This window comes from Micromonospora fulviviridis (assembly GCF_014648395.1).
GTDB classification, from domain to species: domain Bacteria; phylum Actinomycetota; class Actinomycetes; order Mycobacteriales; family Micromonosporaceae; genus Micromonospora; species Micromonospora fulviviridis.
This window is the reverse complement of the sequence record NZ_BMRA01000003.1, coordinates 444,211-470,683: the sequence shown is the minus strand read 5'-3', so window position 1 is coordinate 470,683 and position 26,473 is coordinate 444,211. Positions and strand designations below refer to the sequence as shown.

The window sequence follows — 26,473 nt, the reverse complement described above, 5'->3', positions numbered from 1 at the left end:
CACTGGAAGGACACACACGTGGAGCGCACGTCTATCGGGATCATCCTCAACGGGGTGACCGGACGGATGGGGTACCGGCAGCACCTGGTCCGGTCCCTGCTCGCCATCCGCGAGCAGGGCGGGCTGCCCGCCCGCGACGGCAGCCGGATCTGGCCCGAGCTGACCCTGGTCGGCCGCAACGAGGCCAAGCTCGCCGAGATCGCCGCCCGGCACGGGCTGACGTCGTACACGACCGACCTGGACGCCGCGCTCGCCGACGACTCCCACCAGATCTACTTCGACGCGCAGGTGACCGCGCAGCGGGAGAAGGCCATCCGGGCGGCGATCGAGGCCGGCAAGCACATCTACACCGAGAAGCCGCTCGCCGAGGGCCTGACCGGCTCGCTGGAGCTGGCCCGGCTCGCCGCCGCGAAGGGCGTGAAGAACGGCGTGGTGCAGGACAAGCTCTTCCTGCCCGGCCTGCGCAAGCTCAAGCGGCTGGTCGACAGCGGCTTCTTCGGCCGGATCCTGTCGGTGCGCGGCGAGTTCGGCTACTGGGTGTTCGAGGGTGACTGGCAGGACGCCCAGCGGCCGAGCTGGAACTACCGCGCCGAGGACGGCGGCGGCATCACCGTGGACATGTTCCCGCACTGGCACTACGTGCTGGAGCAGATCTTCGCCCCGGTGACTGCGGTGACCGCGCACATCGCCACGCACATCCCCGAGCGGGTGGACGAGACCGGCCAGACCTACCGGGCCACCGCGGACGACGCCGCGTACGGCATCTTCGAGCTGGCCGGCGGCATCACCGCGCAGATCAACTCCTCCTGGGCGGTCCGCGTCTACCGCGACGAGCTGGTCGAGTTCCAGGTCGACGGCACGCACGGCAGCGCCGTGGCCGGGCTGCGCGAGTGCCGCATCCAGCACCGGGGCGCCACCCCCATGCCGGTGTGGAACCCGGACCTGCCGGTCACCGAGAACTTCCGCGCCCAGTGGCAGACCGTCCCCGACAACGAGGACTTCGACAACGGGTTCAAGGTGCAGTGGGAGGCGTTCCTGCGACACGTCGTCGACGGCGAGCCGTTCCCGTGGGACTTCCTGGCCGGCGTCCGCGGCGTCCAGCTCGCCGAGGCCGGGCTCCGCTCGGCCAGGGAGGGACGGCGGATCGAGATCGAGGAGATCCGGCTGTGACCGCCCGGATCACGCTGCCCCGACCGGACGGCGGCGCCGAGGAGCTCACCCTGCGCGAGCCGGCCGGCTGGCAGCGGCCGGCCACCCCGCCGGCCAGCCGGATCGCGTACGCGGCGGCGCACGTGGTCGCCGATCCGCACGCCGACAACGCGCCCGGCCGGCCCGCCCGGCTGGACTGGGACGCCACCCTCAGCGTGCGGCGCAACCTCTGGTCCTGGGGGCTCGGCGTGGCCGAGGCGATGGACACCGCACAGCGCGGGATGGGGCTGGACTGGGCGGCCACCCGGGAGCTGATCCGGCGCAGCGCCGCCGAGGCCGCCGCCTGCGGGGGGCGCATCGTGGCCGGGGCGGCCACCGACCAGCTCACCGGCGTGCCGGACACCCTGGACGAGGTCGTCGGCGCGTACGTCGAGCAGGTCGCGTTCGTGCAGGAGTGCGGAGCGGTCGCCGTGGTGATGGCCAGCCGGCAGCTCGCCGCGCTGGCCACCGGCCCGGACGACTACCTGCGCGTCTACGAGCAGGTGCTGCGGGAGACGTCCACGCCGGTCGTGCTGCACTGGCTCGGCGACATGTTCGACCCGGCCCTCGCGGGCTACTGGGGGTCGACGGACCTCGACGAGGCCACCAAGACGTTCGTCTCGCTGATCCAGACCCACGCCGACGTGGTCGACGGAGTGAAGGTGTCGCTGCTCGACGCCGAGCGGGAGGTGCGGCTGCGCGAGCTGCTGCCACCCACCGTCAAGGTCTACACCGGCGACGACTACCACTACCCGGAGCTGATCGCCGGCGACGGCCGGCGGTTCAGCCACGCGCTGCTCGGAGCGTTCGCGGCCGTCGCCCCGGCCGCGTCGGCGGCGCTGCAACGCCTCGACGCCGGCGACGTGGCGGGCTTCCGGGAGATCCTGGATCCCACCGTGCCGCTGTCCCGGCACGTCTTCGCCCCGCCGACGCAGTACTACAAGACCGGTATCGCGTTCCTGTCCTGGCTCAACGGCTTCCAGCCCGGCTTCACCATGGTGGGCGGGCTGCACAGCGGGCGTAGCGTGCCGCACCTCGTTCAGGTGTTCCGGCTCGCCGACGCCGCCGGGCTGCTGCTCGACCCGGACCTGGCGGTCGCCCGGATGCGGCGCTACCTGTCCGTCGCCGGGGTGACGGCGTGAGCGCCGCCGATCCCCGCCTGGCGAAGTTGTCGTTGAACCAGCGCACCACCGAGTCCTGGTCCGTGCGGGAGGCCGTCGACGGCTGCGTCCGCGCCGGCATCCCGGCGATCGGGCTGTGGCGGGAGCCGGTCGCCGAGATCGGGGTGGCCGCCGCCGCGAAGCTCGTCGCCGACGCGGGGCTGCGGGTGTCGTCGCTGTGCCGGGGCGGGTTCCTCACCGCCGGCGGTGAGGCCGGCCGGGCCGCGCTGGAGGACAACCGGCGCGCCATCGACGAGGCCGCCGGCCTGGGCACGGACTGCCTCGTCATGGTCGTGGGCGGCCTACCGCCCGGTTCCCGCGACCTGTTCGGCGCCCGGCAGCGGGTGGCCGACGCCCTCGCCGAGCTGGCCCCGTACGCGGGTGAGCGGGGCGTCCGGCTGGCCCTGGAGCCGCTGCACCCGATGTACTGCGCGGACCGGGCGGTGCTGTCCACCCTGGGGCAGGCGCTCGACCTGGCCGAACCGTTCCCGGTCGCGCAGGTGGGGGTCGTCGTCGACACCTTCCACATCTGGTGGGACCCGGACGTGTGGCGGCAGATCGCCCGGGCCGGTGACCGCATCGCGAGCTTCCAGGTCTGCGACTTCCTCACCCCGCTGCCGGCCGACGTGCTGCTCGGCCGGGGCATGATGGGCGACGGGCACATCGACTTCCCGCCGTTCCGGCGGGCGGTCGAGGCGGCCGGCTACACCGGCGACACCGAGGTGGAGATCTTCAACGCCGAGGTGTGGGCGACCGACCCCGACGAGGTCCTCGCCACCATGAAGGACCGCTACCTCCAGCTCGTGCTCGCCGACTGATGCGGGTCGTCGTCGCGCCCGACTCGTTCAAGGGCTCGGTCACCGCCGACGACGCGGCCCGGGCCCTGGCCCGCGGCTGGCTGGCCCACCGGCCCGGCGACGACGTACGGCTGCTTCCCCTCGCGGACGGCGGCGAAGGCACGGTCGACGCCTTCGCCGCCGCACTGCCGGACGCGGAACGCCGGACGACGGTCGTGCCGGGGCCGGACGGCCGGCCGGTCGGCGCCGCCTGGCTGCTGCTGCCGGACCGGACCGCCGTGCTGGAGCTGGCCCAGTCCAGCGGGCTGCCGCTGCTGGCTGCTCCGGACCCGCTCGGTGCGCACACGTGCGGGCTCGGTGCCGCGGCGCGGGCCGCCCTCGATGCCGGGGCCACGCGCCTCGTGATCGGGCTCGGCGGTTCGGCCTCCACCGACGGCGGCACCGGCGCGCTGCGCGCCCTCGGGCTGCGGCTGCACGACGACCAGGGCCGGGAGCTGCCGCTCGGCGGTGCGGCGCTGGCCGCGCTGGCCCGCCTCGACACCACCGACCTGGCGCCGGCACCGCCCGGTGGCGTGCAGCTATTGGTCGACGTGACTGCGCCGCTGACCGGCCCGGCCGGGGCCGCCGCCGTCTACGGTCCACAGAAGGGCGCCGGACCGGCCGACATGGCGCTGCTGGACGGGGCGCTGCGCCGGTTCGCGGACCTGGCCGGCGGTGACCCGGACCAGCCGGGAGCCGGTGCGGCCGGCGGCACCGCGTACGGTCTGGCTGCCCTCTGGGGCGCCACGATCACGCCGGGCGCGTCGACCATCTCTGCACTGGTCGGGCTGGCGGGCGCGCTGGCCGGCGCGGACGTGGTGCTCACCGGCGAGGGGCGGTTCGACGAGACCTCGCTGACCGGCAAGGTGGTCGGCTCGCTCCTCGACGCGGCCGACTCCGCCGGCACATCGGTCGGCGTGGTCGCCGGCCAGATCGGCGGGCCCGTCCCGGGCTCGGTGTCCGCGGCGGTGTCCCTGGTGGAGCTCGCCGGGGCGGTCGAGGCGGCCCTGAGCGACCCGGCGAGGTGGCTCACCGAGGCCGGCGAACTGCTGTCCCGGCGGCTGACCTGCGGCTAGGACGACGGTTCCGGTGGGAGGGTGGTACTCGTGCAGCGGCGATTCGCAGCGCTGCGGGCTGCGTCAATCCAGGGGGCTAGGGTGACGCAGGGGCGCGAGCTGCACGGTCCAGGTCCGGGCTGTCCCGACGACCGCAATCGCCCGGCAGAGGAGGTCGCAGCCCAGCTGCGGACTTCCTTCTGCGAAGCCGCGGTTGATGAAGCTGATCGCTCTCGGGTGGTCACCCGCTTCAAGAGCCTTCTCCAGCCCGCTGGTCAGAACCGCGGCGAGCGCGGCGTGAAAACTGTCTGCCCCTTTCTCGCGGAGGGTCTTGGTGGGCTCGCGCAATGGTGAGGGAGAGACCGTGGGCGGGGGTAACACGAAAGTCATGTCCTTCTCCTGGGGTGTCGGCGTGTTGGTCAGGCCGACCAGATTGGCGCTCACCTGCCGCACCGGCCTCGTCGTACCACGCCGGGCGGCATGGGCTGATTGTTGCCGCAGGGTAGCGGCCGATGACCCGGGCATGATCGCTGACGGCATGCCAACGCGCCGTTGTGACTGGGGCAGACGTCTCCCGAAGAGCCGCCTGAAGGGGATGACCCACACTGGACGCCAGCCATGCCTCCGGTCCTGATCATCTGCCTCGCGGCGTCGCTGGTCGTCGCATGGTGACGAACTGATCCACTTCCCACTCTACGCGCACCACTCGCAGCGGTGCCGCTGCCAGCTCAGGAGCGGCGGTTGCGACTAGCTTCTACGACATGGCGACTACGGTGCTACGCGTCCGGCTCATCGGCGGCGACCGCATGGACCTCACGTACGACGAACCGGGCTTCTCCGACGAGGACGAGCTCGTGGAACACGTGATCTTGACACTCGCGCAGGATTCGGGAGTGCTGCGCACCAAACACGGTGATCGGCTCGTCGTGCTCTACGGCCGAGGCGTCGCGGCGATCGAAGTTGCGCCTCGCGGTGCCGTGCTGTGACGGGCCGCGCGCATGGATGGCGTCGATCGACGAATTCTGTGTTATGGTTGCCCGGTTGCAGTTTTGATTTCCGTAGACGTTTCGGCGCCTGATGGGTTAACCAAAACCCATCCAGGCGCTTTTTTCGTTTCGTGTCGTTTCCGGCGCGGCTGATCAACGCGGCAGCGCGAGTCCGCACAATGCGGTCTTCAACAGCCTGCGAAGGAGCAGACATGGCTACAGGTACCGTGAAGTGGTTCAACGGCGACAAGGGCTTCGGCTTCATCAGCCAGGACGGCGGCGGCGCCGACGTCTTCGCCCATTTCTCGGCGATCTCCGCGAGCGGCTTCCGCAGCCTCGAGGAGAACCAGCGGGTGGAGTTCGACATCACCCAGGGCCCGAAGGGCCCGCAGGCGGCGGATATCCGCCCGCTCTGATCCACGCACTGCCGAACGGCGGCCCGACTGGTTCAGCGGGCCGCCGTTCGGCATTTCATCCATCATCATTGTTCAGGTTCGTTTTGCGATGTCCCGTGGCCTGCGGCCCGTGCCTTCTCTGCGACGTGCCGTTCGAGGAAGGCAAAGCATGACCGTGGTCACCACGTCACCCCGCACACCGGACGCCCACCCGGCGACGGCCCCCGGCGGGTTCAGCCGCGACCGGCACCCCGTTGCCGGCGCTCCGCGTTCCCGCGGCCTGGCCCCTGCTCCGGCCTGCGGTTCCATGGCACAGTTTCTTTCACCGCCCAGCGCGGAAGAAGAGAAGCCCGCGCCTCGTGCATCCGACTGCGGTGAGGTGGCGATGCATCGATTGCGCCACCCGTTCACCGTCTCAGCCGGCACGACGTCACAACGATCGACAGTAAAGATGGCCGCCCAGGTGGTGTGAGCACTTCTGACCGACCCGGAGGTGTGTGCGACGACCTCTGCCGAGCTCGGCCAGTGGGACTTCCACCTCACATCGCATGGCACCTGGTCACCTCGTCGTCACACCGCGATCACGCCGGCCGTCTCGCCGCCGCGCCACCGAAGCGCCGGAGGGGACGGCGGCAACCGGCCGCCGTCCCCTCCGCTCCTCGAATCAGGCCGGGGAGCCCGTCACGGTGAAGAGACGGGTACGGCCGATGTTGTCGAACGAGCCGAAGCCGACCCGACCGGAGGTGAAGGTGGTGTCCTTACCCGCTCGGCGCGCACACGTACGGGCTCGGCGTGGTGGCGCGCGCCGCCCTGGCCGCCGGGGTCACCCGTCTCGTGATCGGCCTCGGCGGCTCGGCCTCCACCGACGGCGGCGCCGGCGCGCTGCGCGCCCTCGGGCTGCGGCTGCAGGACAACCTCGGCCGAGACCTGCCGCTCGGCGGGGCGGCGCTGGCCGACCTGGCCCACCTCGACTCCACCTACCTGCTGCCCGCGCCGCCCGGCGGCGTGCAGTTGCTGGTCGACGTGACCGCGCCGCTGACCGGACCGGCCGGCGCCGCCGCCGTCTACGGCCCGCAGAAGGGTGCGGATCCGGCGGACGTGACGCTGCTGGACGCGGCGCTACGCCGGCTCGCCGAGCTGGCCGGCGGCGACCCCGACGAGTCGGGCGCCGGCGCGGCCGGCGGCACCGCATACGGTCTGGCCGCGGTGTGGGGGCCCGGATCGTGCCGGGCGCGACGACGATCGCGGAACTGGTCGGGCTGGCGGACGCGCTCGCCGGCGCGGACGTGGTGCTCACGGGCGAGGGGCGGTTCGACAAGACCTCGTTGAGCGGCAAGGTGGTCGGTTCGCTGCTGGATTCGGCCACCCTCGCCGGCGTACCCGTCGGAGTGGCCGCCGGCAGGTCGCCGGACCGGTTCCCCGGTCGGTGTCGGCGGCGGTGTCCCTGGTGGACCTCGCGGGGTCGGTGGAGGCGGCGCTCCGCGACCCCGGGCGGTGGCTGGCCGAGGCCGGCGCCGTGCTGGCCCGCCGCCTGTAGTCGGCGGCCGTCCTCTGCCCAGACGGCGGCCGACCGGTCGCATCCCCGTCTCGACACACCGACAGTGGCCGTCCAAGGCTCAGGACGGCCGCCCGCCGAACGCCCAGTCGTGCACCTCGATCTCGGCGTACCGGTCCGGAGTCAGGACGGCGCGCGCCCTATCCGGGTCCGAGGCACTGACCAGCGCCGCCGTGCCCAGCCACGTGGTGCCGTCGTCGGAGAGCAGCGGCCCGTACGCGATCAGGTCGGGCCGATCGGGCGGCACGTCGAGGTCGGCGGAGTGCCCCGCGCCGAGGCCGATCACCAGGTAGCGGTTGCCGCCGGTCCGGCCCCCGGGGAAGTCCCACATGGTGCGCCCCAGCGTGTTGCGCCACCGGCGCAGGAGCACGTCCCGGTACGCGCCGGCCTGGTAGTTGGGCTCGTCGAAGGCGAACGCCCGGGCAGCGGCGGGATCGGGCAGGTCGAGGATGTGCACGCTGCCGGTGGGCGTGTCACCGCCGGCGGCGAAGGTTGGGCCCCGGGCGATCATCTCGGCCGCGTACCGGTCCATGTAGGACCAGTGCGCCTCCAGCAGTTCCTTGCGCAGCGCCAGTGAGCCGTGCCGGTCGCGGTGGTAGCAGAAGAACTCCATGCCCACATCCTCGCCCGCCTTCAGGTCCGCGCCCTGTCCCGGGCTGCCCGGGGACCGGCCGAGGCGCGGCATCAGACCGTTGGAAGCGCGTCGGTCGGCGGGACAACGGCGGCACGCAACGCCGGATAGAGGCCGGCGATCGCGCGCGCGGCCAACGAGACCCCGAAACCGCCTGACAGAGTTTGAGCGGGGACGAGCGCCCCAGCCCCGGTCGGGCGCCGCGCTCAAGCTGGCCAGGTGCATGCGCGAGCGTGGGCTGCCGGACTTCCCCGATCCCGACGAGCAGGGAACTTCGACCTGCTGACCAGGTGCTGGCCCACAACGACGATCCGGGCTGCACCACGGCGGACGAGGCGTGCGGGCAGCAACTGCCGCCGATGAAGACCGGCAAGGACGGGCTCCTGATCCGCCGCAGCGCCACGCCGTACCGTCGCCTCGCCGCGCGTCCGGCTCCGGGCGCGACGGGGATCTGTCGGCCCCGTCTGGCAGGCTGACGGCCGTGGTGATGGTAAGCATCGTCGATGAGACGACCGCGGGTCGTGCGCCCGACGCGTGGCATCTGGAGATCTTCGAGGAGCGGCTGCCGCTGCGCGAAGTCATTCGCCGGCGCGTGTTCCAGGAGGTCGCGGAGCACAACGCCCGGCGCTCGGGAGAGTTCCGAGGGCTGGTGCAGCCGTCGGAGACCGAGCACGCGCTCAATGGGCCCCGCAGGTCCGAGCACCGCCAGGTCGACCCGCACCGCCAGTACGATCGCGCGGTGCAGGCGTTCGGACGAAACGGTTTCATCGTGCTCGTCGACGACCGGCAGGTCGAGGATCTCGACGTGCAGGTCGAACTTCGGACCGGCACCGAGATCACGTTTCTCCGGCTCGTTTCCCTGGTCGGTGGTTGATGACCACGGTGCTCCCCGACGCGACCTTGTCGCCGTACGCCGCCGGCCTGCTGCGGGTGGTGACCGTCCCCGAAATGGCGGCGGACGATTCGAATCCCGGTCGGGTGGTGGACGCGGCCCGGCTCAGCGACCGTGAACTCGGCGTGCTGCTGGCCGCCGCTCACCGCCTGCTGCCCGTCGATCCCGCCCACTGGGTGAAGCTGGGCATAACGGCGGCGTGCCAGCAACGGCAACCGGTGTTCACCCCGCAGTCGTGTGCCGCCCTGCTGTCCGCGCTCGTGGACGAGCTGGCGCAGCCGTGGGGCTACGGGAACCCGGTGCTGGCCGTCAACGCGCTGCTCCGCTGCGAGGGGCCGTTGCCGGAGGCGGCAGCGCGATCGGCCAAGAAACTGGTCACGGCGCTCGGCGACCGGTACCGGCTTGATCATCCGTACTCGATGATGGCCCTGGCCGGGCTCGGCGGCGGGTTGACGGCGCTTATCGAGAGCAAGCTGTTCACGCGGTCGCTGCACTCGATCGCCCGGGACGAGGCCTCGGTGGTGTCCACCCTCGGCCCTCTCGCGCAGGCGCTGCTCGCCGAGGCGAGTGGTGAGCGCTCGTACCTCTCGCCGCCCCGGCTGCCGGACATGTGGCAACGACTGGCCGACATGCCGGAGTACGCGTCGTTCGCGCAGCGGGCGCTCGAGGCGGCACACCGGCGGGTCGCCGATATCCAGTCCGGCCGGATCGCGTACAAGGCGGACGCGGCGTTCGAGAGGGACGAGGTGGGGACGCTCGGCCGGGCGGTGCGGGTCGCCCTGCTGCGGGACGAGCCGTGGCTGATGGGCCTGCTGCAACCGCTCCTGCTGGGCGTCGCCGTGGCGCCGACCGCCGCCAGGACAGCCCCCTCGCAGGCACTGCTGCACGAGGCGGCCCGTGCCGTCGAGGATTTCCCCACGCCGGAGGCGTTGGCCGCGCTGCGTGCCGCGCGCGCCGCAGCCCGTCACAAGGGCGTACAGAAGCAGCTCGACCGCGAGCTGCAGCGAATCGAACGGGCCCTCGGGGATCGGCCCGACGTGGCGTTCCGGCTGCCCGACCTCGGATTCGGGCCCGATGGTGTCCGCATCGTGACCGTCGGCGGGTACGACGCGGTGATCACCCTGTCCCCCGATGTCGACCTGACGTGGCGGCGAGCGGACGGCAGGGCGCTGGCGACCGTCCCGACAGCCGTGCGGCGCGACCACGCCGACACCGTCAAGGAGCTGCGCGACCTGGTGAAACAGGCCCGGGGTCAGCTCGTGACGGTGGCGCGGTCGCTGGAACTCGGCTTCACCGCCGGCACCACGCTGCCCGTCCGACGCTGGCATGACGAGTTGCGGGCGAACGGTCTCGGGTGGAGCGTGGCGCGGCGCCTGATCTGGGAGGTGCCGGACGCGGCCGGCCGATGGCGGGCGGTGCTCCCCACGGACGACGGTTTCGCGGACCTGAGTGGGACCCCGGTGCCCGAGCCCGAGCCGGACGCCGAGATCCGGCTGTGGCATCCGCTGAACACGTCGGCCGAGGAGATCCGGGCCTGGCGGGATGAGCTCACCGGTCGCGAGCTGCGGCAGCCGTTCAAGCAGGCGTTCCGGGAGGTCTACCTGCTGACGCCGGCCGAGCTGGAGACCGAGACCTACTCCAACCGGTTCGCCGCGCACATCGTGCACTACCGGCAGCTGTACGCGCTGATGAAGGGTCGGGGCTGGGCGTGTTCGAGGCTCGGTCCGTGGGACGGCGGGGACACCGACGACGCGTATCGGGTCCTGCCCGGCGGGGCCTGGCGGGTCGGGCTCCGGCACGACTACCGCGACCAGCAACCCGACGGCGTCGAGTGCGCCAGCACCGACCGGGTGTGGTTCGATCGCCGGGTCGGCGGCGCCTGGCGGACGGCGCAGCTGTCCGAGGTTCCGACCATCGTCCTCAGCGAGGCCATGCGCGACGTGGACCTGTTCGTGTCCGTGACCTCGATCGCCGCTGATCCCCATTGGATCGATCGCGGGGACGACCTCTACGTGGACTACTGGCGGGAGGCGAGCCTCGCCGAGCTGACGGCGACGGCACAGACCCGGCGGAGCGCGCTGCAGCGGATCATCCCGCGGACGAAGCTCGCCGATCGATGCGAGCTGACCGAGCGCTATCTCGTCGTGCGGGGACAGCTGTCCACCTACAAGATCCACCTGGGCAGCGCGAACGTCCTGATGGAGCCGGGAAACAGGTACCTCTGCATCGTGCCGGCCCGGCGCGGGCCACACGAGCCGGTCTTCCTGCCCTTCGAGGACGACCGGCTCGCGCTGATTCTCAGCAAGGCGTTCCTGCTCGCCGACGACAACCGGATCACCGACCCGTCGATCGTGGGCCAGCTACGCGCAGGGCGTTGACAGCGGCCCGCTCGACCCGCGGATCTCCGTCCCCGTGCGTGGCACCTCGGCCGGGTACTCGGCTGCTCCTCACCCGCGACGCGCGAGGGACAGGACCGGCTTCCCGTCGACGGCGCGTACGGTTCCGCTGATGCCGACGGTGACCGCCTCCTGCCAGGACGCGCCGGTGCCTGAGGAGCGGACCAGGGTCCCAGCGGCGGCACCGTGCCCGGAACTCGTCACCGACACCACATCGCCCGCATCAACGGCGAAACTCAGCCCCGGATACCGGACGATGGTCCAGGCCACGACCTTCACCGGCACGCTGCTACTCGCGACGAGCCGGCCGAGCGGCTGCAGGACGCTTGGACGTCCCCGCCTGCTTGCCGCCGGCCCGGAGGGGGCCGGCGGCAAGCAGGGGTCAGGACGATTTCAACGACAACATCCAGTCCCGCAGCTGGCGGGCCTGGCGGTCGAGTTCGGCACGCGCCGCCTCGCTGCCGGCAGCGGGGTTACCGGCGATCGCGATGACCTGGTTGAGCGACGTGGTCGCGGCGTTGTGGTTCAGCGCGAGGTAGGCGGCCTGGGCGTTGTCGAGCAGCGCGGCGGCCGCCGCTGCCGACTTCGCGTCCAGGGCGCCGGCGGCAGCGTCACCGCTGATCAGCGTGCGGGTCTGCCGGAAGGTCGAGCAGTTCGCCTCGGTCTGCCCGGCCGTCCAGTGGATACCGCCCAGCAGGATCCGGGTGAACGGGTCGCGGTAGTACTGCGCGCGATCGTGGCCGAGGATGAGTGAGAACTCGCGTCCACCGTCGTACTCCTGGCACCAGGCAATCGGGTGGTCCCCGTCCATCAGGCGCAGCGGGTTGGTCGCGGCGTTGCCGCTGTTGAGACTCCGCTGGTACGACGACTCGTCGAGGCTCAGCAGAGTGTGCACCTCGGCGCGCGGGTTGTGGTCGAAGTTGTACAGCTCGTCGATGGTGAGCCAGGTCTTCGGCAGGTGCGCGACGGCGGGGTTCGTGCGGTCCTCGGTGTTGACCCGCACGTTGATGCAGCTACCGCAGGTTCCTTCGCCGTTCTGGCCGCCGGGGTGGTTGGTGAACCACGCACCGACGAGGTCGCGGTACCAGGGCACGTTGTGGATCGCGTCGGACGCGCCGTGCAGCCCGAGGTACCCGCCGCCGGCCCGGATGTATCCCTGGAAGGCGGCCAGCTCGCTGGCGTTGAGCGCGTCCGCGTCCGGCACGCTGTTGGGGTTCGTCCCGTCCACCGGTGAGGAGAAGATGATGGTCTTGTATTTCGCCAGGTCGGCGGCGGAGGTGAACGGCGTGCTCGGCAGCGACGCCGGGGCGAGCCTCGGGTCCCAGATGTCGACGTCGAAGCCGTACTGCTCGCCCAGCCGCTCGATGAGCAGGGCGGTGTCGGGGATGTGGTCGTGGCGGAAGCCCTTGGTGGCCGAGAAGTAGAGCACCCGGAAGCTGGCGCCGGGGAAGTTCGTCGACGCCGCGAGCGGGGTGGCCGCGGGGATCGGGTTCGGTCCGGCGGTCGGCGTGACGGTCATGCCGGTGGTCGGTTCCTCCGGCAGCGCGTCGGTGACCTGCAGCTTCAGGTAGCGGGCGTCACCGACCAGCGTGTCCCGGCTGGCGCCGGGTTCCGTCGCGCGCTGTGCGGCGGCGACGAACTGGTTGAGGGCGCGCACCGCACCGGTGGCGTCGTCCGCATCGGCCAGGCTCGCCGCCTCCGCCAACGTGGCGCGCAGGCTGTCCCCGGCGGCGGCGCTGATCGCGCCGCTGGCGACGAAGCCGGCGATGAGGGCGTCGAGATCGGCGAAGGACGTGGTCACCATGAAAGCCTGGTCGAAGCGGGCCGCGTTGCCTGCCGCGTCGCTGGCCACCACGCTGATCGTGTGCCCGCCGGTGGCCAGGGTGGAGGTGGCGACGGGCAGTGGGGTGACTTCGGTCCCGTCGATCCACATGCGGTGGACGAAGACGCCGCCCGAGCCGGGCGCGGGATCGGTCCGGGTCGGGATCAGCGTCGCGGTGTGGCCGACGCGCCCGTTGACGATGCCCGGCCAGCTGACCACGGGCGCGACGGTGTCGATCCGGATCGTAATGGTGCGGACAGCCTCGGCCGAGCCGTCGCCGCCGATGGCCCGGTATCCGACGGCGGTGGTGCCCTGCTGGGTGATCTGGACCGACCCGGTCAGGCTGGCGGGGTACGGGGCGGCCGCGGACGCTGCGGTCTGAAACGGTGCCGAGTTGCCGAGCCGGTACTCCAGGCGCTGGACACCGTTGGCCGCGTCGGTGGCGGAGAGGTTCAGGGTGACCGGGCCGCGGTACCAGCCGTTGGTGCCGGTGGGGGCGGTCGGGCTGAGGACGGCCGGCGCGCTGGTGGGCGCGGCCCAGGCCGGGGTGCCGACGGCGAGGGAGCCGGCGGACAGGGACACCGCCGGTAGGACGGCTGCGACGAGGCAGCGCAGCAGACGCCGTCGGATGTCTTGGCCCGCGCGGGGGCGTGATCTGAGGGTTCGTGCGACCGGAGGTTGGCTGGACATGTGGTTCCTTTCCAGTTCCAGCGCGGAAGTGGAGGCGGATCTCGACGAGCCAGGCGAGTGTGGTCCTTCCGGCGAGAGGCTATCGCCGAGAACCACAGGAAGCTAGACGACTGGTGTCGAAACTTCGCTCCAATTCGTCAAAAGTGACAGCCGCACGATCTAAAGTTTACGAGGAAATGGTTCACTTCGGACAGCAGCCCGGACGCGCCGAGGGCGGCGGCATGCTCGCCGCCGCCCTCCACGTTGTCCCTACGTCAGGCCGCCGGCGTACCGGTCACTGTGAACAGTCGGGTACGGCCGATGTTGTCGAACGAGCCGAAGCCGACCCGACCGGAGGTGAAGGTGGTGTCCTTCGCGGTCAGCAGCGGGTCCTTGTGCCCGTCGACGTAGACGGCGATCTCGCCGGTGGCGGGCAGGTGCACGACGCGCACCTTGTGCCAGTCGGCGTCGGTGATCGCCGGGTTGGCGCCGCGCGAGCGCCCGTTCCACTGGTGGTCGATCCGTTCCCGGTCGGCGTTGTTGACCTTGAAGATGCCGTTGTGCGGGTAGATCGTGTTGTCGGTGGACAGGTGCGCGTAGTAGTACTGCGTGTCCGACTGCCAGCCGAACACGATGATGATGTCCCGGTTGGTGACCTCCACCGGAGTGTCGAGGCGCACCCGGGCGTCGATCTGGACCGACGAGAAGGCCGGACCCTTGTTCAGGATGGCGTACTCGAACGGCCGGCGCGGGCCGGGGCGGCTGACGCCGGCCTCGGCGAGGATGACCTCGTCGCCGTCGAACTGCCACTTCGACGGGGTGACCGGCGTCCAGTTCTCCGCGCCCCCGGTGTGGACGACCTTGGTGTTGCCCACGTCGCCCTCCGCCACCGTCCTCGTGCCGACCACCTTCCAGATCTTCCCGTTGGCCTTGGCGAGGATGTAGAGCTCACCGGCGGCGTCGGTGCCGAAGCGCAGGTCGACGCGGTTCGGGTCGCCGGGCGCGCCCGGGCTGGACAGGTTCTGCATGCGTACCAGGTCACCGGCGGTCGTGTACAGGGCGAACCGGTGGATCGGGGCGAGTCCCTCGCCGCGGCGCATCTCGTTCGCCTCGGTGTAGAGGACCCGGCCGTCGACCAGGTCACCGAAGACGTACTTGCCGATCAGCGCGGGCACGGTGTGTCCGCGGTAGACGAACCCGCCGGCCACCGCGACGCCGACGTCGGAGGTGCAGTTCCAGCCGGCCGCCGGGTCGTGGTCGTACGCGGCCACCGGGTAGGTGTAGCCGTACTTCGCGTCGTCGGCCGGCAGCGGGTAGAGCTTGTCGCACGGGTTGGTGGCGGTCTTGTCGAAGACCCAGTTGCCCTCGCGCTCGCTCCAGCCGAAGTTGTCCCCGGCCCGGACCTCGTAGATCGACTCGACGGCGTGCTCGCCGATGTGGCCCAGGTACATCCGGCCGGTGGCCCGGTCCCAGCTGAACCGGTGCGGGTCGCGGAAGCCGACCGCGTAGATCTCACCGAGCGCGCCGGCCCGCCCGACGAACGGGTTGTCGGCCGGGATCCCGTACCGGCCGTTGGGCGCGTTGGTGCCGCGCGGGTCGATGCGCAGCAGCTTGCCGTGCGGCATGCCCATGTTCTGCGGGTCGCCGTTGCGGTAGCCCTGGCCGCCGTCGCCGACGGCGAGGTAGAGCATCCCGTAGTCCGGTTGACTCGGCTTCGCGGTGGGGTTGAAGTTGATCTCCTGGACGCCGTGGATCTGGCCGCCGAAGCCGATCCGCAGCACCTCCCGGTGGCTGCCGGCGAAGGTGTCCGCGGCCGGGTCGGTGGCCGTCCACTCGGTGATCACGGCCTGGTAGATCGTGTTCGGCTGGGCGTAGTCCGGCGTCCGGGTGGCGAGCGACGCCTGCTCGGTGTGGATGGTGTAGAAGCGGCCGTTGCGCCCGAAGTCCGGGTGGAAGGCGACGTATCCGAAGCCCTGGCCGAGGCCGCGGCCGGAGAAGAACTGCGGCGCGAAGGTGGCCGCCACGTCCAGGTAGACGTGCGGCGTGCCGTTCTCCACGAGGTAGAGGTTGCCGTTGAGGTCCGGCACGGCCCGGCGGCCGGAGCCGTCGGGCAGCTCGCTGATGGTGTTGATCCGGGCCTTGCGGACCAGCCGCTGGTCGACCGGGGCCGGGTTCGGCGTGGACTGCGGGAAGCTGGCGTACTCCTCCAGCACCAGCCCGAGTTGCGACTGGATCGGCGACTCGGGGATCGGGTCGTAGACGGCGCCGGCGGCCCGGGCGGGCGCGGCGACCAGGGTGGACAGGACGAGGGTGGCGGCAGTGATCCCGGCGGTGAGCACGGCTCTGCGGAGCCTGCCGGTGCTGCCAGCGCGAGTGGACACGCGGGTTCTCCTTCTCGGTGGGACGGTCCGAGGAACGGTCAGCGGGCCATGTAGCGGTACTGCTTGGCGATGTCGCCGGCCGGGATCACGCTGTCGAGGAACATGAGGCCGTCCATGCGGCAGTCGCACGGGTTGCGTTCCAGGGTGTTCTGCGGGAAGCTCCCGCCGATCTTGATGCCGCGGGGGTCGGTGGCGCTGGTGACGTGCGGGCCAGGCCCGTTGAGCTGCCACGGGTCGCCGGCGGTGGTGTAGAAGCCGTCGACCGGCTCGCCGTTGCGGTAGAGCGCCATGGTGCCGCTGGTGAAGTCGTAGGTGGCGGCCAGGTGCACCCACTCCCCCTTCGGCAGCAGGGTCCGCCAGTCCTCGTTCGCCGCGAAGGTCTGTGAGGCCCCGCCGTCGACGCGGCGGCCGAGGGCGACCAGGCGCAGCTCGCCCTTGACGTCGATGAGCTCCAGCAGAGCGCGCACGCCGTGCCCGTCGGAGTCGCCGGTCAGCACGCCGGCCAGTCCGATGGCGTTGAAGCGGTCGGTCGGGTTGGCGGTGGTGGAGTTCAGCGCGGGGCCGTCCATGTCCCGCTTGAACCAGCCCATCACCGTGGTGCCCTCGGCGCCGCTGAACGCGCGCAGCGTCCGTACGCCGCTGGCCGACCAGGTGCCGGCCTTCCAGTCGTCGTTGCCCGCGGCCTCCGGGTTGACCTGCCGGGTCTGCAGCGCGTCGCCGCTGCCCTTGTACGCCTGGTCCGGCACCCGCATGGCCTCGGCGCCGTTGACCAGCTCGATCTCGGTGCCGGAGCGGCCCAGGTCCCGTTCGAGCGCGGGGTCGCCGACCACGGGGTGGTCGAAGTCGTAGAAGGCGACCAGGTGCGACCAGAGGGCGGGGTGGACGTCGTGCGGTCCGGGCCGGTCGGCCCGGGCCGGGCTCGCCGCCGCGGTCAGCGCCAGCGCCAGCAGGGCGGTGGCGGCGACGGCGACGCGTCGAGGTCTTCTCATGGGGAGGTGCTCCCTTCGTCGGTGCGGGGGTGGCGGTGACGAAAGCGCTTACGTACCGGGCGTGGTGCGGTGCCCGGAGGCGGGTTCGGAGGCACGTCGGGACAGGACGGAGGTCCGTCCGAGCGCCGCACGGCCGAGGTGAGGCTCGCCGGGCGGCGGGTCGGACGGCGGTGTTGCCGTTCGTACGAAAGCGCTTACGTAAGCGCTTTCGTACCCTAAGCTGTGCCCTACGCCACAGGCAAGAGCGCGGCGCGGATCAATGCCTCCCAGGAGTTACGCATGCCCCGACCCGGACCACGGTTGCGTCTCGTCGACGTGGCGGAACGCGCCGGCGTCTCGCTGGCGACCGCCTCCCGCGCCCTCGCCGGCCGGGAGGGCGTCAGCGAGGAGGTGGCCCGGCACGTCCGGCAGGTCTCGCGGGAACTCGGGTACGTCGCCAACCCGTACGCCCGCACCCTCGCCGGCGGCGCCAGCTCCACGGTCGGCCTGATCGTCCACCAGATCGACGACCCGTACTTCTCCGAGATCGCCAGCGGCGTGCTCCAGGTCGCCGCCGAGGAGGGACTGCTGGTCCAGATCGCCCACTCTGGACGCGACCCGCAGAACGAGCTGCGCCAGCTTCAACACCTCATCGCCCAGCAGGTCGGGATCATCCTCATCGCCGGGTCCGGCTACGACGACCCCCGGGTGGAGGCCGAGGCGCGCGCGGAGCTCGCCGGCTTCCAGCGGGCCGGCGGGCGGGTCGCCGTCATCGGACGGCATGCCCTGGGCGTCGACGCGGTGGTGCCGGACAACGAGGCCGGCGGCCGGGCCATCGGCGCCCACCTGCTCACCCTCGGCCACCGGCGGATCGCCGTCGCCGCCGGCACACCGGGCCTGACCACCGTGGCCGACCGGCTCGCCGGGGTGACCGCCGCGCTCGCCGCGCACGGGCACTCCCCCGACGACCTGGCCGTCGTCCACTCCGACTTCACCCGCGACGGCGGCCGGGTGGCCACCGAGCGGATCCTGCACCACCACCCGCAGACCACGGCGATCATCGCGCTCAACGACGCGATGGCGATCGGCGTGCTGTCCGTCCTGCGGTCCCGGCGCATCCCGGTGCCGGAGCGCGTGTCGGTGGTCGGCTTCGACGACGTGTCCGTCGCCGCCGACCTGGCGCCGAGCCTGACCACCGTGCGGTTGCCGATGACCGAGATGGGGCGGATGGCGCTGACCCTCGCGCTGAAGCCGAAATCGACCCGGCCACGACGCCGCTCCACCGGCCACACGCTCATCGTCCGCGACTCCACCGGCCCCGCGCCCGCGCCCGGCGGCTGACCTTCAGACTGACTCCCTGGGCACGAACGCGAGGAGCTGAGAGCCATGGGCGCGACCACCGTCGTCAACCTCAAGGGCCACCGGGACGACCCGGCGTACGCCGACGTGGTCTACGTCGGGCGGGCCATGTCGCGCGGCGGCTGGCGGCTGCCGCAGTCCCCGCTGTCCAGCCCGTACCGGCCCGGCCCGGACGGCACCCGGGACGAGGTGATCGAGAAGTACCGGGCGTACCTGCTCGGCCGGCCCGACCTGCTCGCGCTGCTGCCGGGCCTGCGCGGGCGGCGGCTCGGGTGCTGGTGCGTGCCGGAACGCTGCCACGCCGAGGTGATCGCCGAACTCGCCGACGCGCCGCCGGGATCGAGGCCCGGGACGTGATCCCGAGCCTCATCCTCCTCGGCCTCCTGCTCGGGCGCTGGTGGTTGCTTCCGCTGCCGGTCGCCGCCGTCGGTTGGCCCGCCCTGCTGGTCGCCACCGGGGCGATGGACGTCGGGCCGAGGCTGGTCGCCGCGTCCGGGCTGGCGCTGCTGAACACCGGCGTCGGCGTGGCGATTCACCAGGGCGTTCTCCGCATCGTCCGGCGGCTGCGCCCGACGACGGACGGCCCGGCCCGCGGTCGGTGAACGGGCCGCCGGCGGTGGTCGGCCACCCGTTCGGTCAACCGAGCTTCTTCCGCAGGGTCTCGAACGCCAGATCCGGCCGCAGCGGCAGGCCGAACCGCTCATCGCCGTACGGGAACGGGCTCAGCTCACCGGTGCGGACGTAGCCGCGCCGCTCGTACCAGGCGATCAGGTCCTCCCGCTGCGTGATCACGGTCATCCGCATCTCGCCGGTGTGCCACTCGTCCCGCGCGTAGCGTTCGGCCTCGGCCAGCAGTTCCCGGCCCAGCCCGCCGCTCTGCCGGCCCGGGGCGACCGCGAACATCCCGAAGTAGACGTGGTCGTCGCGGCGCTCCAGCTGGCAGCAGGCGATGAGGTCCGTGCCGTCCTCGACGACCAGCACCGTCCCGCCCGCGCTCGTCACCGCCTCGGCCACCATGTCCGGGTCGGTGCGCTGCCCGGCGAGCAGGTCGGCCTCGGTGGTCCAGCCGGCCCGGCTCCGCTCCCCCCGGTACGCGGACTCGACCAGGTCGACGAGCGCGGCCACGTCGGCGGGACGGGCGGTCCGGATGGTGCGCGGGCTGGTCATCGGCGGTCTCCACGGTCGCGACGGTCCACCGGGCCAGCGTACGCAGCCCGGCGCCCCGGGGAACGCCGGCCCGGCGGCGGGCCGGGCGACGGCGGCGGGGCGGCCGGGACCGCCCGCGGCGTGGTTGACTGCCGGGATGGACCTGCGCGTCGGTGAGCTGGACCTGCCCGCCACCCTGGACCTGCCGGCCGGGCCGGCCCGCGGCGGCCTGGTGGTGCTGCACGGCTCGCACGCCGGCGAGCGGTCCTACTTCCTGTACGAGCACCTGGCCCGACTGCTGCCGCCGGCCGGGATCGCGGTACTGCGGTACGACCGGCGTCCCCGGGTGGACGGCCACGACGTGCCGCTGACCGCGCAGGCCGACGACGCGGCGGCGGCCCTGGATCTGCTGCGCGGGCAGGTCGGGGACGTTCCGGTCGGGTTGTGGGGATTCAGCCAGGGCGCGTGGGCGGCGACCCTCACCGCCACCCGGCACCCGGTCGACCTCCTCGTGCTGGTCGGGTGCAGCGGGGTCAGCCCGGCCGCGCAGATGCGCTACGGCACCGCCGAGCAGTTGCGCCGGCACGGATACGGCGAGGCCGACCTCGCCGAGCTGGACCGGCTGCGCGGTGTCGCGGAGGGATTCCTGCGCGGCGACGTGCCCCGGGCCACCGCCCAGGCGGAGCTGGACGGCGCCGTGCGGCGGCCCTGGTTCCCGCTGGCGCACCTGCCCCGCGAGGTGCCCGACACCCCGGGCAGCTGGGTCGACATGGACTTCGACCCGGAGCCGGTCTTCGCGAAGCTGTCCGGCCCGGTGCTGGTCTGCTACGGCGAGACCGACCGCTGGACGCCGATCGACCAGAGCGTGGTGGTGTGGCGGCGCGCCGCACGCGACGCGGAGCTGACCCTGGCCCGCCTGGCGGGCTGCGATCACGAGCCCACCCTGGACGGGCGCGACGACCTGGCCGGCGTCAGCCCGGAGTACGAGCGGGTCCTGCTGGACTGGCTCGGGCGCCGGCTGCCGGAGCGCCGGGCCGCGCGATGACGGCCCGGCGCACGCCGGGTCAGCCGTGCTTCTGCTGGCAGGGCACGCAGAAGGTGGCGTGCGGCACCGCCTCCAGCCGCTCCACCGGGATCGGCCCGGCGCACCGCTCGCAGCGGCCGTAGCCGCCGTCGGCCATCCGGCGCAGCGCGTCGCCGATCTGCCCCAGACTCTGCCGGGTGGCCGCGATCAGGGCGGAGCGGGTGTGCGCCTCGCCGGGGTCGCCGGTGTCCGCGGTGAGTTCGGTCAGCCGGGCCGTCTGCGCCGCGAAGTCCTCGGTCAGCGTGGCGCGCAGCCGGGTGAGCCGGTCGTCGTGCAGGTCGGTGCCCATGTGGATCCCCTCCAGGAAAAAGAAAAAAGGCCGAAGCCGGTGGCTTCGCCCTGGGTGGCCGTACGCGGATGAACGGGGATCCGGGTGGGCCACGGTCGGTGGGGATCGGGCTCGGGAGGCCGTGGATGGGCGCGACGGAGCGGGTGCCCGCCGGACGGGCGGGCACGGCCGCGGGACGCCGGCGCCGGGCAGCAGCGGGCACCGCCGTGGTGACGGCGGTCGCGGACAGCAGCCGGGCCCGATACATGCGGCCAACCATAGGCGACCCCACGGGGTTCGCCAACGACTTTGCCCATCCGCCTCCGTGCCGGCCGGCACGCCTGCCGGGGCAGCCGTTCGGCCGGTCTCCGCCGTCGATCGGGACCGGTCGCCGGGCCGCGCGGACGAACGGGATGTCCGGCCACCGACAGGCCCGTTCCGAGGACCCGCCGACTGCGGTATTCGAAAGGTGACCCTCCGCCCACACCCCGAGCAGAGCGGAGCGCCGACGTGTGGATGACAACGGAAGCAGCAGCGGCAGCCGTACCCCCGCAACGGGTCGGCTGGCGGCTGCGGCTGCTCGGCGGTTTCGCGCTCGACCGGGACGGCGATCCGGTCGCCCTGCCCGCGACGGCGCAGCGGCTGGTGGCCTTCCTGGCGGTGCGCGGCGCCTCGGATCGGGCGCGCACCGCCTGGTCGATGTGGGCCGGCAAGCCGGAGGAGCGGGCGTCGGCGGACCTGCGGACGGCGCTGTGGCGGCTGCGCAAGGCCGCGCCGGGCCTGCTCGCCGACTCCACCGGCGCGCTCGCGCTGGCCGCCGGGGTGGCGGTGGACACCCGCTCCCTCGCCGGCCGGGAGCCGGTCGACCCGGCGTTCCTGCGCCGGCACGCCGCCGCCGGCTGCCCCGACCTGCTGCCCGGCTGGTACGACGACTGGGTGCTCATGCACCGGGAGCTGCTGCGGCACCGGGCCCTGCGGGCCCTGGAGGAGGCCGCCGGGACGGCGATCCGGGCCGGTGACCCGGCCGCCGGACTGGGCTGGGCGCTGGAGGCCGTCGCCGCGGACGCGCTGCGGGAGAGCGGCCACCGGCTCGTGCTCACCGCAATGCTGGCGAACGGGAACGTCAGCGACGCCCTGCGCCACGCCGACCTGGTGGTCCGGCTGCTCGCCGAGCAGTTGGGGGTACGGCCCTCGGCTCAGCTCATGGCGCTGATCGAGGAGGCACGCTCCCGGTCGGCGGTGGCCGCCGGACGGGCCCGCGGGTAGGCGTCGAGCAGCTCGGCCAGCCGCGGGTCGGGCGCCATGCCCAACTCCCGGGCCAGCAGCCGGCGGTAGGTGTCCAGGCCGCGCCGGCCCTCCACCCAGTTCCCCTCGGCCAGGTGCGCCTCCAGCAGCACCCGCTGGGCGCTCTCCCGCAGCGGCTCCGCCCCGGCGGCGGTCAGCGCCACCTCGACGGCCTCCGCGCAGCGGCCCGTGCGGACGAGGTGCCGGCTCATCGCCTCCATCCCGTGCAGCACCCGCTGGCGGACCCGCTCCCGTTCGGTGAGCACCCAGTCGTCGTACCAGCCGGGGAGCAGGTCGAACAGGATGCCGCCGGTGGGCAGCGCGATCAGGTCGGCGCCGGCCGGGCGGCCCGCGATCAGCCGGCCGGCCCAGGCGGTGACCAGGTCGATGTCGACAAGCACGCCGGGCCGGAAGGCCAGATGGTGCCGGTCCACCCCGATCAGCCCGACGTGCGCCTGGTTGAGCCGCCACAGCGCCGAGCGCAGGTTGCCGGCCGCGCGGGAGTCCGGGGCGTCCGGCCAGAGGGTGGCGGCGGCGTGGCCCCGGTCCAGGCGGCGGCGGTGCAGGGCGACGTAGACCAGCAGCCGCTTGCTGCCCTCGGGCACGTCGTACCAGCGGGCGCCGTGGCTGACCCGGACGTCACCGAGCAGCCGCAGCACCGGACCGGCTCCGACCGGCTGGTCGGCGACGAGGGCGTCGACGAAGTCGGCGGTCATCCGGGACCTCCCCCTGCGGCGCGGGCCTGCCCCGGCAGGGTAGAACACGCCCCGTCACCCCGGCGTCACATCGCGGTGGCCCTCACGGGGTGACGTCCCGACCGACCAGGATGTCCAGCCGGGCCGGTTCGGCGGTGTCGTTGGTGAAGGTCAGGCTCGCCGGGTCCGCGCCGAGCAGCCGCGCCGCCCCGGCGCCGAGGAAGGCGTGCGCGCCGTCGAGCGCGATCGCCGTGCCGTCGATCTCGTACGACAGGTCGGCGCTGGGCGTGGCCGGCACGATCAGCACCATCCCCACCCGCTCGGTGCCGGCGGGCACCAGGTCCACCTGCTGGCTCTCCCCGGCCGCGATCTCGACCGAGACCTTGTCGTACGCCTCGACGTCGACGACGCCGGTGGCCGCGATCTGCGGCCCGTGGGCAACGCGGACCTGGAGGCTCCAGTTGATCTTCTCGGTCATGTGCCTTCCCTGGGTCGGGCGGTGGGCGTCACCGCGGTTGGTGACCGGCGAGGATGTCCACCAGTCGGCTGCGCACCACCTCGACGACCGCCTCCGGCGAGGTCACCGCCCGGCTCTCCGCCCGGCCGCCGGCCAGGTCGACACAGCTCGTCACCAGGGCGCGGAAGCCGAGCTCGTCCGGCCGGTCCTCGAACCACACCCGGACGACCACCACCCCACCGCGGTCGGGGTCAGGCGTTGTCACGGGAGCGCCTCCGGGGCAGGAGTCGTGCGCGGGCCGGCCCAGCCTGCCGCCCGTCCGTCACCGGCCCGTGCCCACCGCGTCACCGGGCCACCTGGCGACCGCGCCGGGCCCGCCGCCGTCTCGCTGCTCGGTCTCCGGGCCGGCCTCCGCTAGTACGGCAGCCGCCGTTTGAGATCTTGCTGCTCTGGCGGGGTGTGGATTGATCAACACCTGCATCATTCGCTCGATCAGCGACGTCATCCACCGTTTGCGCTGGTCACGGTTCCGGCGACGTCATCAGGCCCAGGCCCGACGATCCCACTGCACACGCCACCTCAACCTCGAATTTCAGCACTGATCACGACCGGCAGCCTGTCGTACTAGAGGCGTCGTGGCAGCCACCCGGTCGTTCGGTCGCCGGGTCGGGGTCGTTCCGGTGGGCGGTGGGCCGAGCGGCGGGTGTCGATGGCTGCGATGCCGGCCAGGATCACGGTGGCGGTGATCGCGGCTGCTAGTGGCGGCGCGGCGGTCAGTGGTACGGCTGCCAGTAGGAGGGCCAAGGCCCCAATCCAGCGGTGTGGGGACGCTCGGGAGAAGACGGCCCGTTCCAGAGCGCCCCGGCCGGTGAGGTAGCAGGCCGGCCCGCCGAGGATCATGATCAGCCAGGTCGGGTAGCTGTGGTCGACGGGGTGGGTTTGGACGATTTCGTGGCCGATGGCGGTTGCCACGATGCCGAGGATCATCACGACGTGGGCGGACGCGGCGAAGCGACCCAGTCCGGCCGGGTCCTCGGCGTCGGCGACGGCGTCGCCGAGAATTTGGCCGGCCTTGTGGAAGTAGATGCGCCATAGCAGGACGGTCGTGAGGAACGCCAGCAGCAGGCCGATGCTTTGGTAGCCGCCGACACGGCCGAGCCCGGTGGCGTAGGTGACGCCGACAGCGAGGATCGTTTCGCCCAGGGCGATCAGCAGCAGTTGCTGGTACCGTTCCGCCAGATTGTGCGGCGCGATGGCCCATGCCGTCGCTCGCCCCTTGCCCAGACCTGGTACCGGCCATCCCCGCCACGCGGAGCCGAGATCAACTACGACCGCCGCAAGCCACCAGGCGGCCTGCGTCCCGCCCGAGGTCAACGCCCCGCCGATCCAGAACACCCCGGCGACCAGGAACCAGATCAAGGCCCGAAAGTACAGTCGGGCTAGCGCGTGCCGGCCCAGCGCGTAACCGAAGATCATCGCGCGGCTGACCTGAGCGAGGACGTACGCCACCGCGAAGGTCATTCCCGCGCCGCCGAACGCGTGTGGCACCGTCGCTCCCATGACCAGCAGCGCGAACGCCGTCACCACGATCATCCACTGGGTGTGGGCGGTCCGCGGGTCGAACCGGGCGGTGATGTACGCCGTGATGATCCACAACCACATCAGCGGCACGAACAGCAACAAGATGCGTCCGATCGCCGTCCACTGCGCCGCCAGGTCGCCGCCGCCCACCGATGGCGCCGCGAACGCCACCAACCGATTGAGCGCGAAAACCATCACCAGGTCGAAGAACAACTCCACGTAGGTCGCCTGCTGCACGCTCTCCTTGCCGCGCAGCAGCCCTACCGCGTGTCCACGTCGCCATCGCCGATCGGCCATCACCCGCCTATCCCAGCGGATCTGCACTCCACGCACCGTCGACTTCGAGAAACCCCGGCGCCACCCCGCCACCTGGAGCAACTACGCACGGGCCCAGGGACGGCCTACAGACGATCACGCGGTGGCCGCGCCTCGTCTACCCCGCGCCGGCCAACGTCATCTCAGACGGCGGCTGCCGTACTAGGGACGGTCGTGCAGGAACCAGGCGTCGCTGTGCGCGACGGCCATGGCGAGTTGCCACTGTTCGTGCTGGAGGCTGCCGCCGACGGCGAGGAGCTGCCCCGCCAGCTCCCAGGCCGACGGGCCCGGCTGCGGTTGGCGGGACACGACGAACTGCAGCGTGGTGCTGAACGCGGCCACCAGTTCGGCTCCCCAGCGCCGGTGCCACAGTCGCATCGCCGCGGCCCACGCCTCCGGTCCACCGGGGCGGGCCGCGCCGAAGTAGCCGATCCATGCCGGTGCGAGCCACGGGGACGTCGTGGGCAGCAGCACCAGTTGCACCGCCCGCATCGGATGCCAGGTGCGGGTGCCGACCAGCGGCTCGTACCAGCGACGGGCGAGGTCGGCGAGGGTCGGGAAAGGCGGCCTCGATCGCACGGAGGTCCCGCACTGGCGCTGTCACGACGCGGACCGTACCGGCAGCCACCGACACCCGGGTCGACACGGCCGGGTGACGGCGCGGTGACGGGCGGGCGGCACAGTCGCGCCAGCGGCGTACCCGCCGCCCGTGGAGTCGAGGAGTCGTCATGGCGGCAACGCTCAGCCATCCCGGGGTGTACATCCAGGAGATACCCGGCGGCAGTCGCACCATCACCGGCGTCGCCACGGCCGTGGCCGCGTTCGTCGGGCGGGCGCTGCGCGGGCCGGTCGACGTGCCGGTGGCCATCTCCTCGTACGCGGAGTTCGAGCGCACCTTCGGCGGCCTGTGGCGGGACAGCGGCCTCGGCTACGCGGTGCGCGACTTCTACCTCAACGGCGGCAACCAGGCCGTCATCGTCCGGCTGGCCCGGGACGCCACCAGCGCGCAGCTCGACCTGAACGGGGCGCTGACCCTCGAAGCGGTGGGGCCGGGCGGCTGGGGGAACGGGCTGCACGCCGAGGTGACGCACGCGTCCGGCGAGGAGGCCGCGACGGTCGCCGACCAGCAGGGGGTGGACGCCGACGAGCTGTTCCACCTGACCGTGCGGGAGGGCCCGGCGGAGGACCCGGTGCTGGTCGAGACGTACCCGAACGTGACCCTGGTGGACGGGCCGCGCCGGGTGGACACGGTGCTGGCCGCGTCCCGGCTGGTCCGGGTGGGCGCGGCGCCGGCACTGCCCGGCACCGGCCGCCCCGACGCGGGCGGCTACGACGTGGACACCGCCGACC

27 protein-coding genes and 2 pseudogenes are annotated in these 26,473 nt (G+C 72.6%); 16 read left to right on the top strand and 13 right to left on the bottom strand.

Translation table 11 applies throughout. From position 1 onward, the window contains the following. Positions 1-18: 18 nt before the first annotated feature. Genes IEY96_RS10765 through IEY96_RS10750 form a run of 4 tightly spaced genes read left to right on the top strand, consistent with a single transcriptional unit; the run spans position 19 to position 4,260 of the window. Positions 19-1,170, top strand: a complete 1,152-nt coding sequence (locus tag IEY96_RS10765; RefSeq protein WP_189194654.1) for a Gfo/Idh/MocA family protein — start codon at positions 19-21, stop codon at positions 1,168-1,170. Continuing rightward, a complete protein-coding gene (locus IEY96_RS10760; RefSeq protein WP_189194653.1) occupies positions 1,167-2,330 on the top strand; it encodes a dihydrodipicolinate synthase family protein in 1,164 nt (387 codons plus the stop codon). Before IEY96_RS10765 ends, IEY96_RS10760 begins: the two co-directional genes overlap by 4 nt. After that, positions 2,327-3,166 (top strand): sugar phosphate isomerase/epimerase family protein, encoded by an 840-nt coding sequence (locus IEY96_RS10755; RefSeq protein WP_189194652.1) that lies wholly within the window; start codon positions 2,327-2,329, stop codon positions 3,164-3,166. The genes IEY96_RS10760 and IEY96_RS10755 overlap by 4 nt, the downstream gene beginning before the upstream one ends. Beyond that, positions 3,166-4,260: a glycerate kinase gene (locus IEY96_RS10750; protein ID WP_189194651.1), complete on the top strand. Its 1,095-nt coding sequence runs from the start codon at positions 3,166-3,168 to the stop codon at positions 4,258-4,260. Before IEY96_RS10755 ends, IEY96_RS10750 begins: the two co-directional genes overlap by 1 nt. Before the next feature lie 63 nt (positions 4,261-4,323). Here IEY96_RS10750 and IEY96_RS10745 read toward each other — a convergent pair whose 3' ends face one another. Beyond that, positions 4,324-4,683 carry a hypothetical protein gene (locus IEY96_RS10745; protein ID WP_189194650.1) on the bottom strand — a complete coding sequence of 120 codons (360 nt, stop codon included), beginning with the start codon at positions 4,681-4,683 and terminating at the stop codon, positions 4,324-4,326. Positions 4,684-5,000: 317 nt separating this feature from the next. Here IEY96_RS10745 and IEY96_RS10740 point away from each other — a divergent pair, with 317 nt between their 5' ends. From IEY96_RS10740 to IEY96_RS10730, 3 genes and pseudogenes are all read left to right on the top strand, one after another. Beyond that, the gene (locus IEY96_RS10740) at positions 5,001-5,225 is read left to right on the top strand and encodes a hypothetical protein (RefSeq protein WP_189194649.1); all 225 of its coding nucleotides are present in this window, start codon (positions 5,001-5,003) and stop codon (positions 5,223-5,225) included. Positions 5,226-5,437: 212 nt separating this feature from the next. After that, a complete protein-coding gene (locus IEY96_RS10735; protein WP_189194648.1) occupies positions 5,438-5,641 on the top strand; it encodes a cold-shock protein in 204 nt (67 codons plus the stop codon). A gap of 771 nt (positions 5,642-6,412) precedes the next feature. Then, positions 6,413-6,966, top strand: a pseudogene (locus IEY96_RS10730) (glycerate kinase); the annotation flags it as partial. Positions 6,967-7,236: 270 nt separating this feature from the next. Here the strand turns inward: IEY96_RS10730 and IEY96_RS10725 are convergent. Further along, on the bottom strand, positions 7,237-7,788 hold the full coding sequence (locus tag IEY96_RS10725; protein ID WP_189194647.1) for a YciI family protein: 552 nt from the start codon (positions 7,786-7,788) through the stop codon (positions 7,237-7,239). 308 nt (positions 7,789-8,096) lie between these two features. Here IEY96_RS10725 and IEY96_RS10720 point away from each other — a divergent pair, with 308 nt between their 5' ends. The 3 genes from IEY96_RS10720 to IEY96_RS10710 are packed head-to-tail and all read left to right on the top strand — an operon-like array spanning position 8,097 to position 11,076. Then, the gene (locus IEY96_RS10720; RefSeq protein WP_189194646.1) at positions 8,097-8,282 is read left to right on the top strand and encodes a hypothetical protein; all 186 of its coding nucleotides are present in this window, start codon (positions 8,097-8,099) and stop codon (positions 8,280-8,282) included. An 11-nt stretch (positions 8,283-8,293) separates the two neighbouring features. Continuing rightward, positions 8,294-8,680: a hypothetical protein gene (locus IEY96_RS10715; RefSeq protein ID WP_189194785.1), complete on the top strand. Its 387-nt coding sequence runs from the start codon at positions 8,294-8,296 to the stop codon at positions 8,678-8,680. Continuing rightward, positions 8,680-11,076: a DUF4132 domain-containing protein gene (locus IEY96_RS10710; protein WP_189194645.1), complete on the top strand. Its 2,397-nt coding sequence runs from the start codon at positions 8,680-8,682 to the stop codon at positions 11,074-11,076. Before IEY96_RS10715 ends, IEY96_RS10710 begins: the two co-directional genes overlap by 1 nt. Before the next feature lie 69 nt (positions 11,077-11,145). Here the strand turns inward: IEY96_RS10710 and IEY96_RS10705 are convergent, their stop codons facing one another. From IEY96_RS10705 to IEY96_RS10690, 4 genes are all read right to left on the bottom strand, one after another. Further along, entirely contained in the window at positions 11,146-11,373 is a 228-nt protein-coding gene (locus IEY96_RS10705; protein WP_189194644.1) for a hypothetical protein, read from the bottom strand. 103 nt (positions 11,374-11,476) lie between these two features. Further along, a complete protein-coding gene (locus IEY96_RS10700; RefSeq protein ID WP_189194643.1) occupies positions 11,477-13,498 on the bottom strand; it encodes a ThuA domain-containing protein in 2,022 nt (673 codons plus the stop codon). A 362-nt stretch (positions 13,499-13,860) separates the two neighbouring features. Beyond that, on the bottom strand, positions 13,861-15,966 hold the full coding sequence (locus tag IEY96_RS10695) for a PQQ-dependent sugar dehydrogenase (protein ID WP_189194642.1): 2,106 nt from the start codon (positions 15,964-15,966) through the stop codon (positions 13,861-13,863). Positions 15,967-16,004: 38 nt separating this feature from the next. Then, entirely contained in the window at positions 16,005-16,955 is a 951-nt protein-coding gene (locus tag IEY96_RS10690) for a LamG-like jellyroll fold domain-containing protein (RefSeq protein ID WP_189194641.1), read from the bottom strand. A 279-nt stretch (positions 16,956-17,234) separates the two neighbouring features. Here IEY96_RS10690 and IEY96_RS10685 point away from each other — a divergent pair, with 279 nt between their 5' ends. Genes IEY96_RS10685 through IEY96_RS10675 form a run of 3 tightly spaced genes read left to right on the top strand, consistent with a single transcriptional unit; the run spans position 17,235 to position 18,895 of the window. Then, positions 17,235-18,275 (top strand): LacI family DNA-binding transcriptional regulator, encoded by a 1,041-nt coding sequence (locus IEY96_RS10685; RefSeq protein WP_189194640.1) that lies wholly within the window; start codon positions 17,235-17,237, stop codon positions 18,273-18,275. A 45-nt stretch (positions 18,276-18,320) separates the two neighbouring features. Beyond that, positions 18,321-18,650: a DUF4326 domain-containing protein gene (locus IEY96_RS10680; protein ID WP_189194639.1), complete on the top strand. Its 330-nt coding sequence runs from the start codon at positions 18,321-18,323 to the stop codon at positions 18,648-18,650. After that, on the top strand, positions 18,647-18,895 hold the full coding sequence (locus IEY96_RS10675; protein WP_189194638.1) for a hypothetical protein: 249 nt from the start codon (positions 18,647-18,649) through the stop codon (positions 18,893-18,895). Before IEY96_RS10680 ends, IEY96_RS10675 begins: the two co-directional genes overlap by 4 nt. Positions 18,896-18,929: 34 nt before the next feature. Here the strand turns inward: IEY96_RS10675 and IEY96_RS10670 are convergent, their stop codons facing one another. After that, positions 18,930-19,460, bottom strand: a complete 531-nt coding sequence (locus tag IEY96_RS10670) for a GNAT family N-acetyltransferase (protein ID WP_189194637.1) — start codon at positions 19,458-19,460, stop codon at positions 18,930-18,932. 136 nt (positions 19,461-19,596) lie between these two features. On the opposite strand from IEY96_RS10670, the gene IEY96_RS10665 reads away from it, so the two are divergent. Next, the gene (locus IEY96_RS10665; RefSeq protein WP_189194636.1) at positions 19,597-20,484 is read left to right on the top strand and encodes an alpha/beta hydrolase family protein; all 888 of its coding nucleotides are present in this window, start codon (positions 19,597-19,599) and stop codon (positions 20,482-20,484) included. Positions 20,485-20,503: 19 nt separating this feature from the next. Here the strand turns inward: IEY96_RS10665 and IEY96_RS10660 are convergent, their stop codons facing one another. Continuing rightward, positions 20,504-20,812 (bottom strand): TraR/DksA family transcriptional regulator, encoded by a 309-nt coding sequence (locus IEY96_RS10660; RefSeq protein WP_189194635.1) that lies wholly within the window; start codon positions 20,810-20,812, stop codon positions 20,504-20,506. A 495-nt stretch (positions 20,813-21,307) separates the two neighbouring features. On the opposite strand from IEY96_RS10660, the gene IEY96_RS10655 reads away from it, so the two are divergent. Next, positions 21,308-22,057: an AfsR/SARP family transcriptional regulator gene (locus IEY96_RS10655; protein WP_189194634.1), complete on the top strand. Its 750-nt coding sequence runs from the start codon at positions 21,308-21,310 to the stop codon at positions 22,055-22,057. Here IEY96_RS10655 and IEY96_RS10650 read toward each other — a convergent pair. The 5 genes from IEY96_RS10650 to IEY96_RS10630 form a co-directional block, all read right to left on the bottom strand. Continuing rightward, the gene (locus IEY96_RS10650; RefSeq protein ID WP_189194633.1) at positions 21,988-22,791 is read right to left on the bottom strand and encodes an AfsR/SARP family transcriptional regulator; all 804 of its coding nucleotides are present in this window, start codon (positions 22,789-22,791) and stop codon (positions 21,988-21,990) included. The genes IEY96_RS10655 and IEY96_RS10650 overlap by 70 nt on opposite strands. An 82-nt stretch (positions 22,792-22,873) precedes the next feature. Continuing rightward, the gene (locus tag IEY96_RS10645) at positions 22,874-23,248 is read right to left on the bottom strand and encodes a hypothetical protein (RefSeq protein ID WP_091308430.1); all 375 of its coding nucleotides are present in this window, start codon (positions 23,246-23,248) and stop codon (positions 22,874-22,876) included. Positions 23,249-23,276: 28 nt separating this feature from the next. Further along, a complete protein-coding gene (locus tag IEY96_RS10640) occupies positions 23,277-23,492 on the bottom strand; it encodes a hypothetical protein (protein WP_189194632.1) in 216 nt (71 codons plus the stop codon). Positions 23,493-23,851: 359 nt separating this feature from the next. Beyond that, positions 23,852-25,132, bottom strand: coding sequence for a low temperature requirement protein A (locus tag IEY96_RS10635; RefSeq protein WP_189194631.1), 1,281 nt, complete (start codon positions 25,130-25,132; stop codon positions 23,852-23,854). Between the two features lie 153 nt (positions 25,133-25,285). Further along, a complete protein-coding gene (locus IEY96_RS10630; protein WP_189194630.1) occupies positions 25,286-25,702 on the bottom strand; it encodes a DUF4253 domain-containing protein in 417 nt (138 codons plus the stop codon). A gap of 149 nt (positions 25,703-25,851) precedes the next feature. On the opposite strand from IEY96_RS10630, the pseudogene IEY96_RS32580 reads away from it, so the two are divergent. Next, a pseudogene (locus tag IEY96_RS32580) lies at positions 25,852-26,473 on the top strand (hypothetical protein); the annotation flags it as partial.

What these genes read in the sequence shown, in the direction of transcription:
- IEY96_RS10750 (WP_189194651.1), top strand. Translation starts at nt 3,166, where the DNA reads ATGCGGGTCGTCGTCGCGCCCGACTCGTTCAAGGGCTCGGTCACCGCC.
- IEY96_RS10740 (WP_189194649.1), top strand. Translation starts at nt 5,001, where the DNA reads ATGGCGACTACGGTGCTACGCGTCCGGCTCATCGGCGGCGACCGCATG.
- IEY96_RS10735 (WP_189194648.1), top strand. Translation starts at nt 5,438, where the DNA reads ATGGCTACAGGTACCGTGAAGTGGTTCAACGGCGACAAGGGCTTCGGC.
- IEY96_RS10725 (WP_189194647.1), bottom strand. Translation starts at nt 7,788, where the DNA reads ATGGAGTTCTTCTGCTACCACCGCGACCGGCACGGCTCACTGGCGCTG.
- IEY96_RS10715 (WP_189194785.1), top strand. Translation starts at nt 8,294, where the DNA reads ATGGTAAGCATCGTCGATGAGACGACCGCGGGTCGTGCGCCCGACGCG.
- IEY96_RS10710 (WP_189194645.1), top strand. Translation starts at nt 8,680, where the DNA reads ATGACCACGGTGCTCCCCGACGCGACCTTGTCGCCGTACGCCGCCGGC.
- IEY96_RS10690 (WP_189194641.1), bottom strand. Translation starts at nt 16,955, where the DNA reads ATGAGAAGACCTCGACGCGTCGCCGTCGCCGCCACCGCCCTGCTGGCG.
- IEY96_RS10685 (WP_189194640.1), top strand. Translation starts at nt 17,235, where the DNA reads ATGCCCCGACCCGGACCACGGTTGCGTCTCGTCGACGTGGCGGAACGC.
- IEY96_RS10680 (WP_189194639.1), top strand. Translation starts at nt 18,321, where the DNA reads ATGGGCGCGACCACCGTCGTCAACCTCAAGGGCCACCGGGACGACCCG.
- IEY96_RS10670 (WP_189194637.1), bottom strand. Translation starts at nt 19,460, where the DNA reads ATGACCAGCCCGCGCACCATCCGGACCGCCCGTCCCGCCGACGTGGCC.
- IEY96_RS10665 (WP_189194636.1), top strand. Translation starts at nt 19,597, where the DNA reads ATGGACCTGCGCGTCGGTGAGCTGGACCTGCCCGCCACCCTGGACCTG.
- IEY96_RS10660 (WP_189194635.1), bottom strand. Translation starts at nt 20,812, where the DNA reads ATGGGCACCGACCTGCACGACGACCGGCTCACCCGGCTGCGCGCCACG.
- IEY96_RS10655 (WP_189194634.1), top strand. Translation starts at nt 21,308, where the DNA reads ATGACAACGGAAGCAGCAGCGGCAGCCGTACCCCCGCAACGGGTCGGC.
- IEY96_RS10650 (WP_189194633.1), bottom strand. Translation starts at nt 22,791, where the DNA reads ATGACCGCCGACTTCGTCGACGCCCTCGTCGCCGACCAGCCGGTCGGA.
- IEY96_RS10645 (WP_091308430.1), bottom strand. Translation starts at nt 23,248, where the DNA reads ATGACCGAGAAGATCAACTGGAGCCTCCAGGTCCGCGTTGCCCACGGG.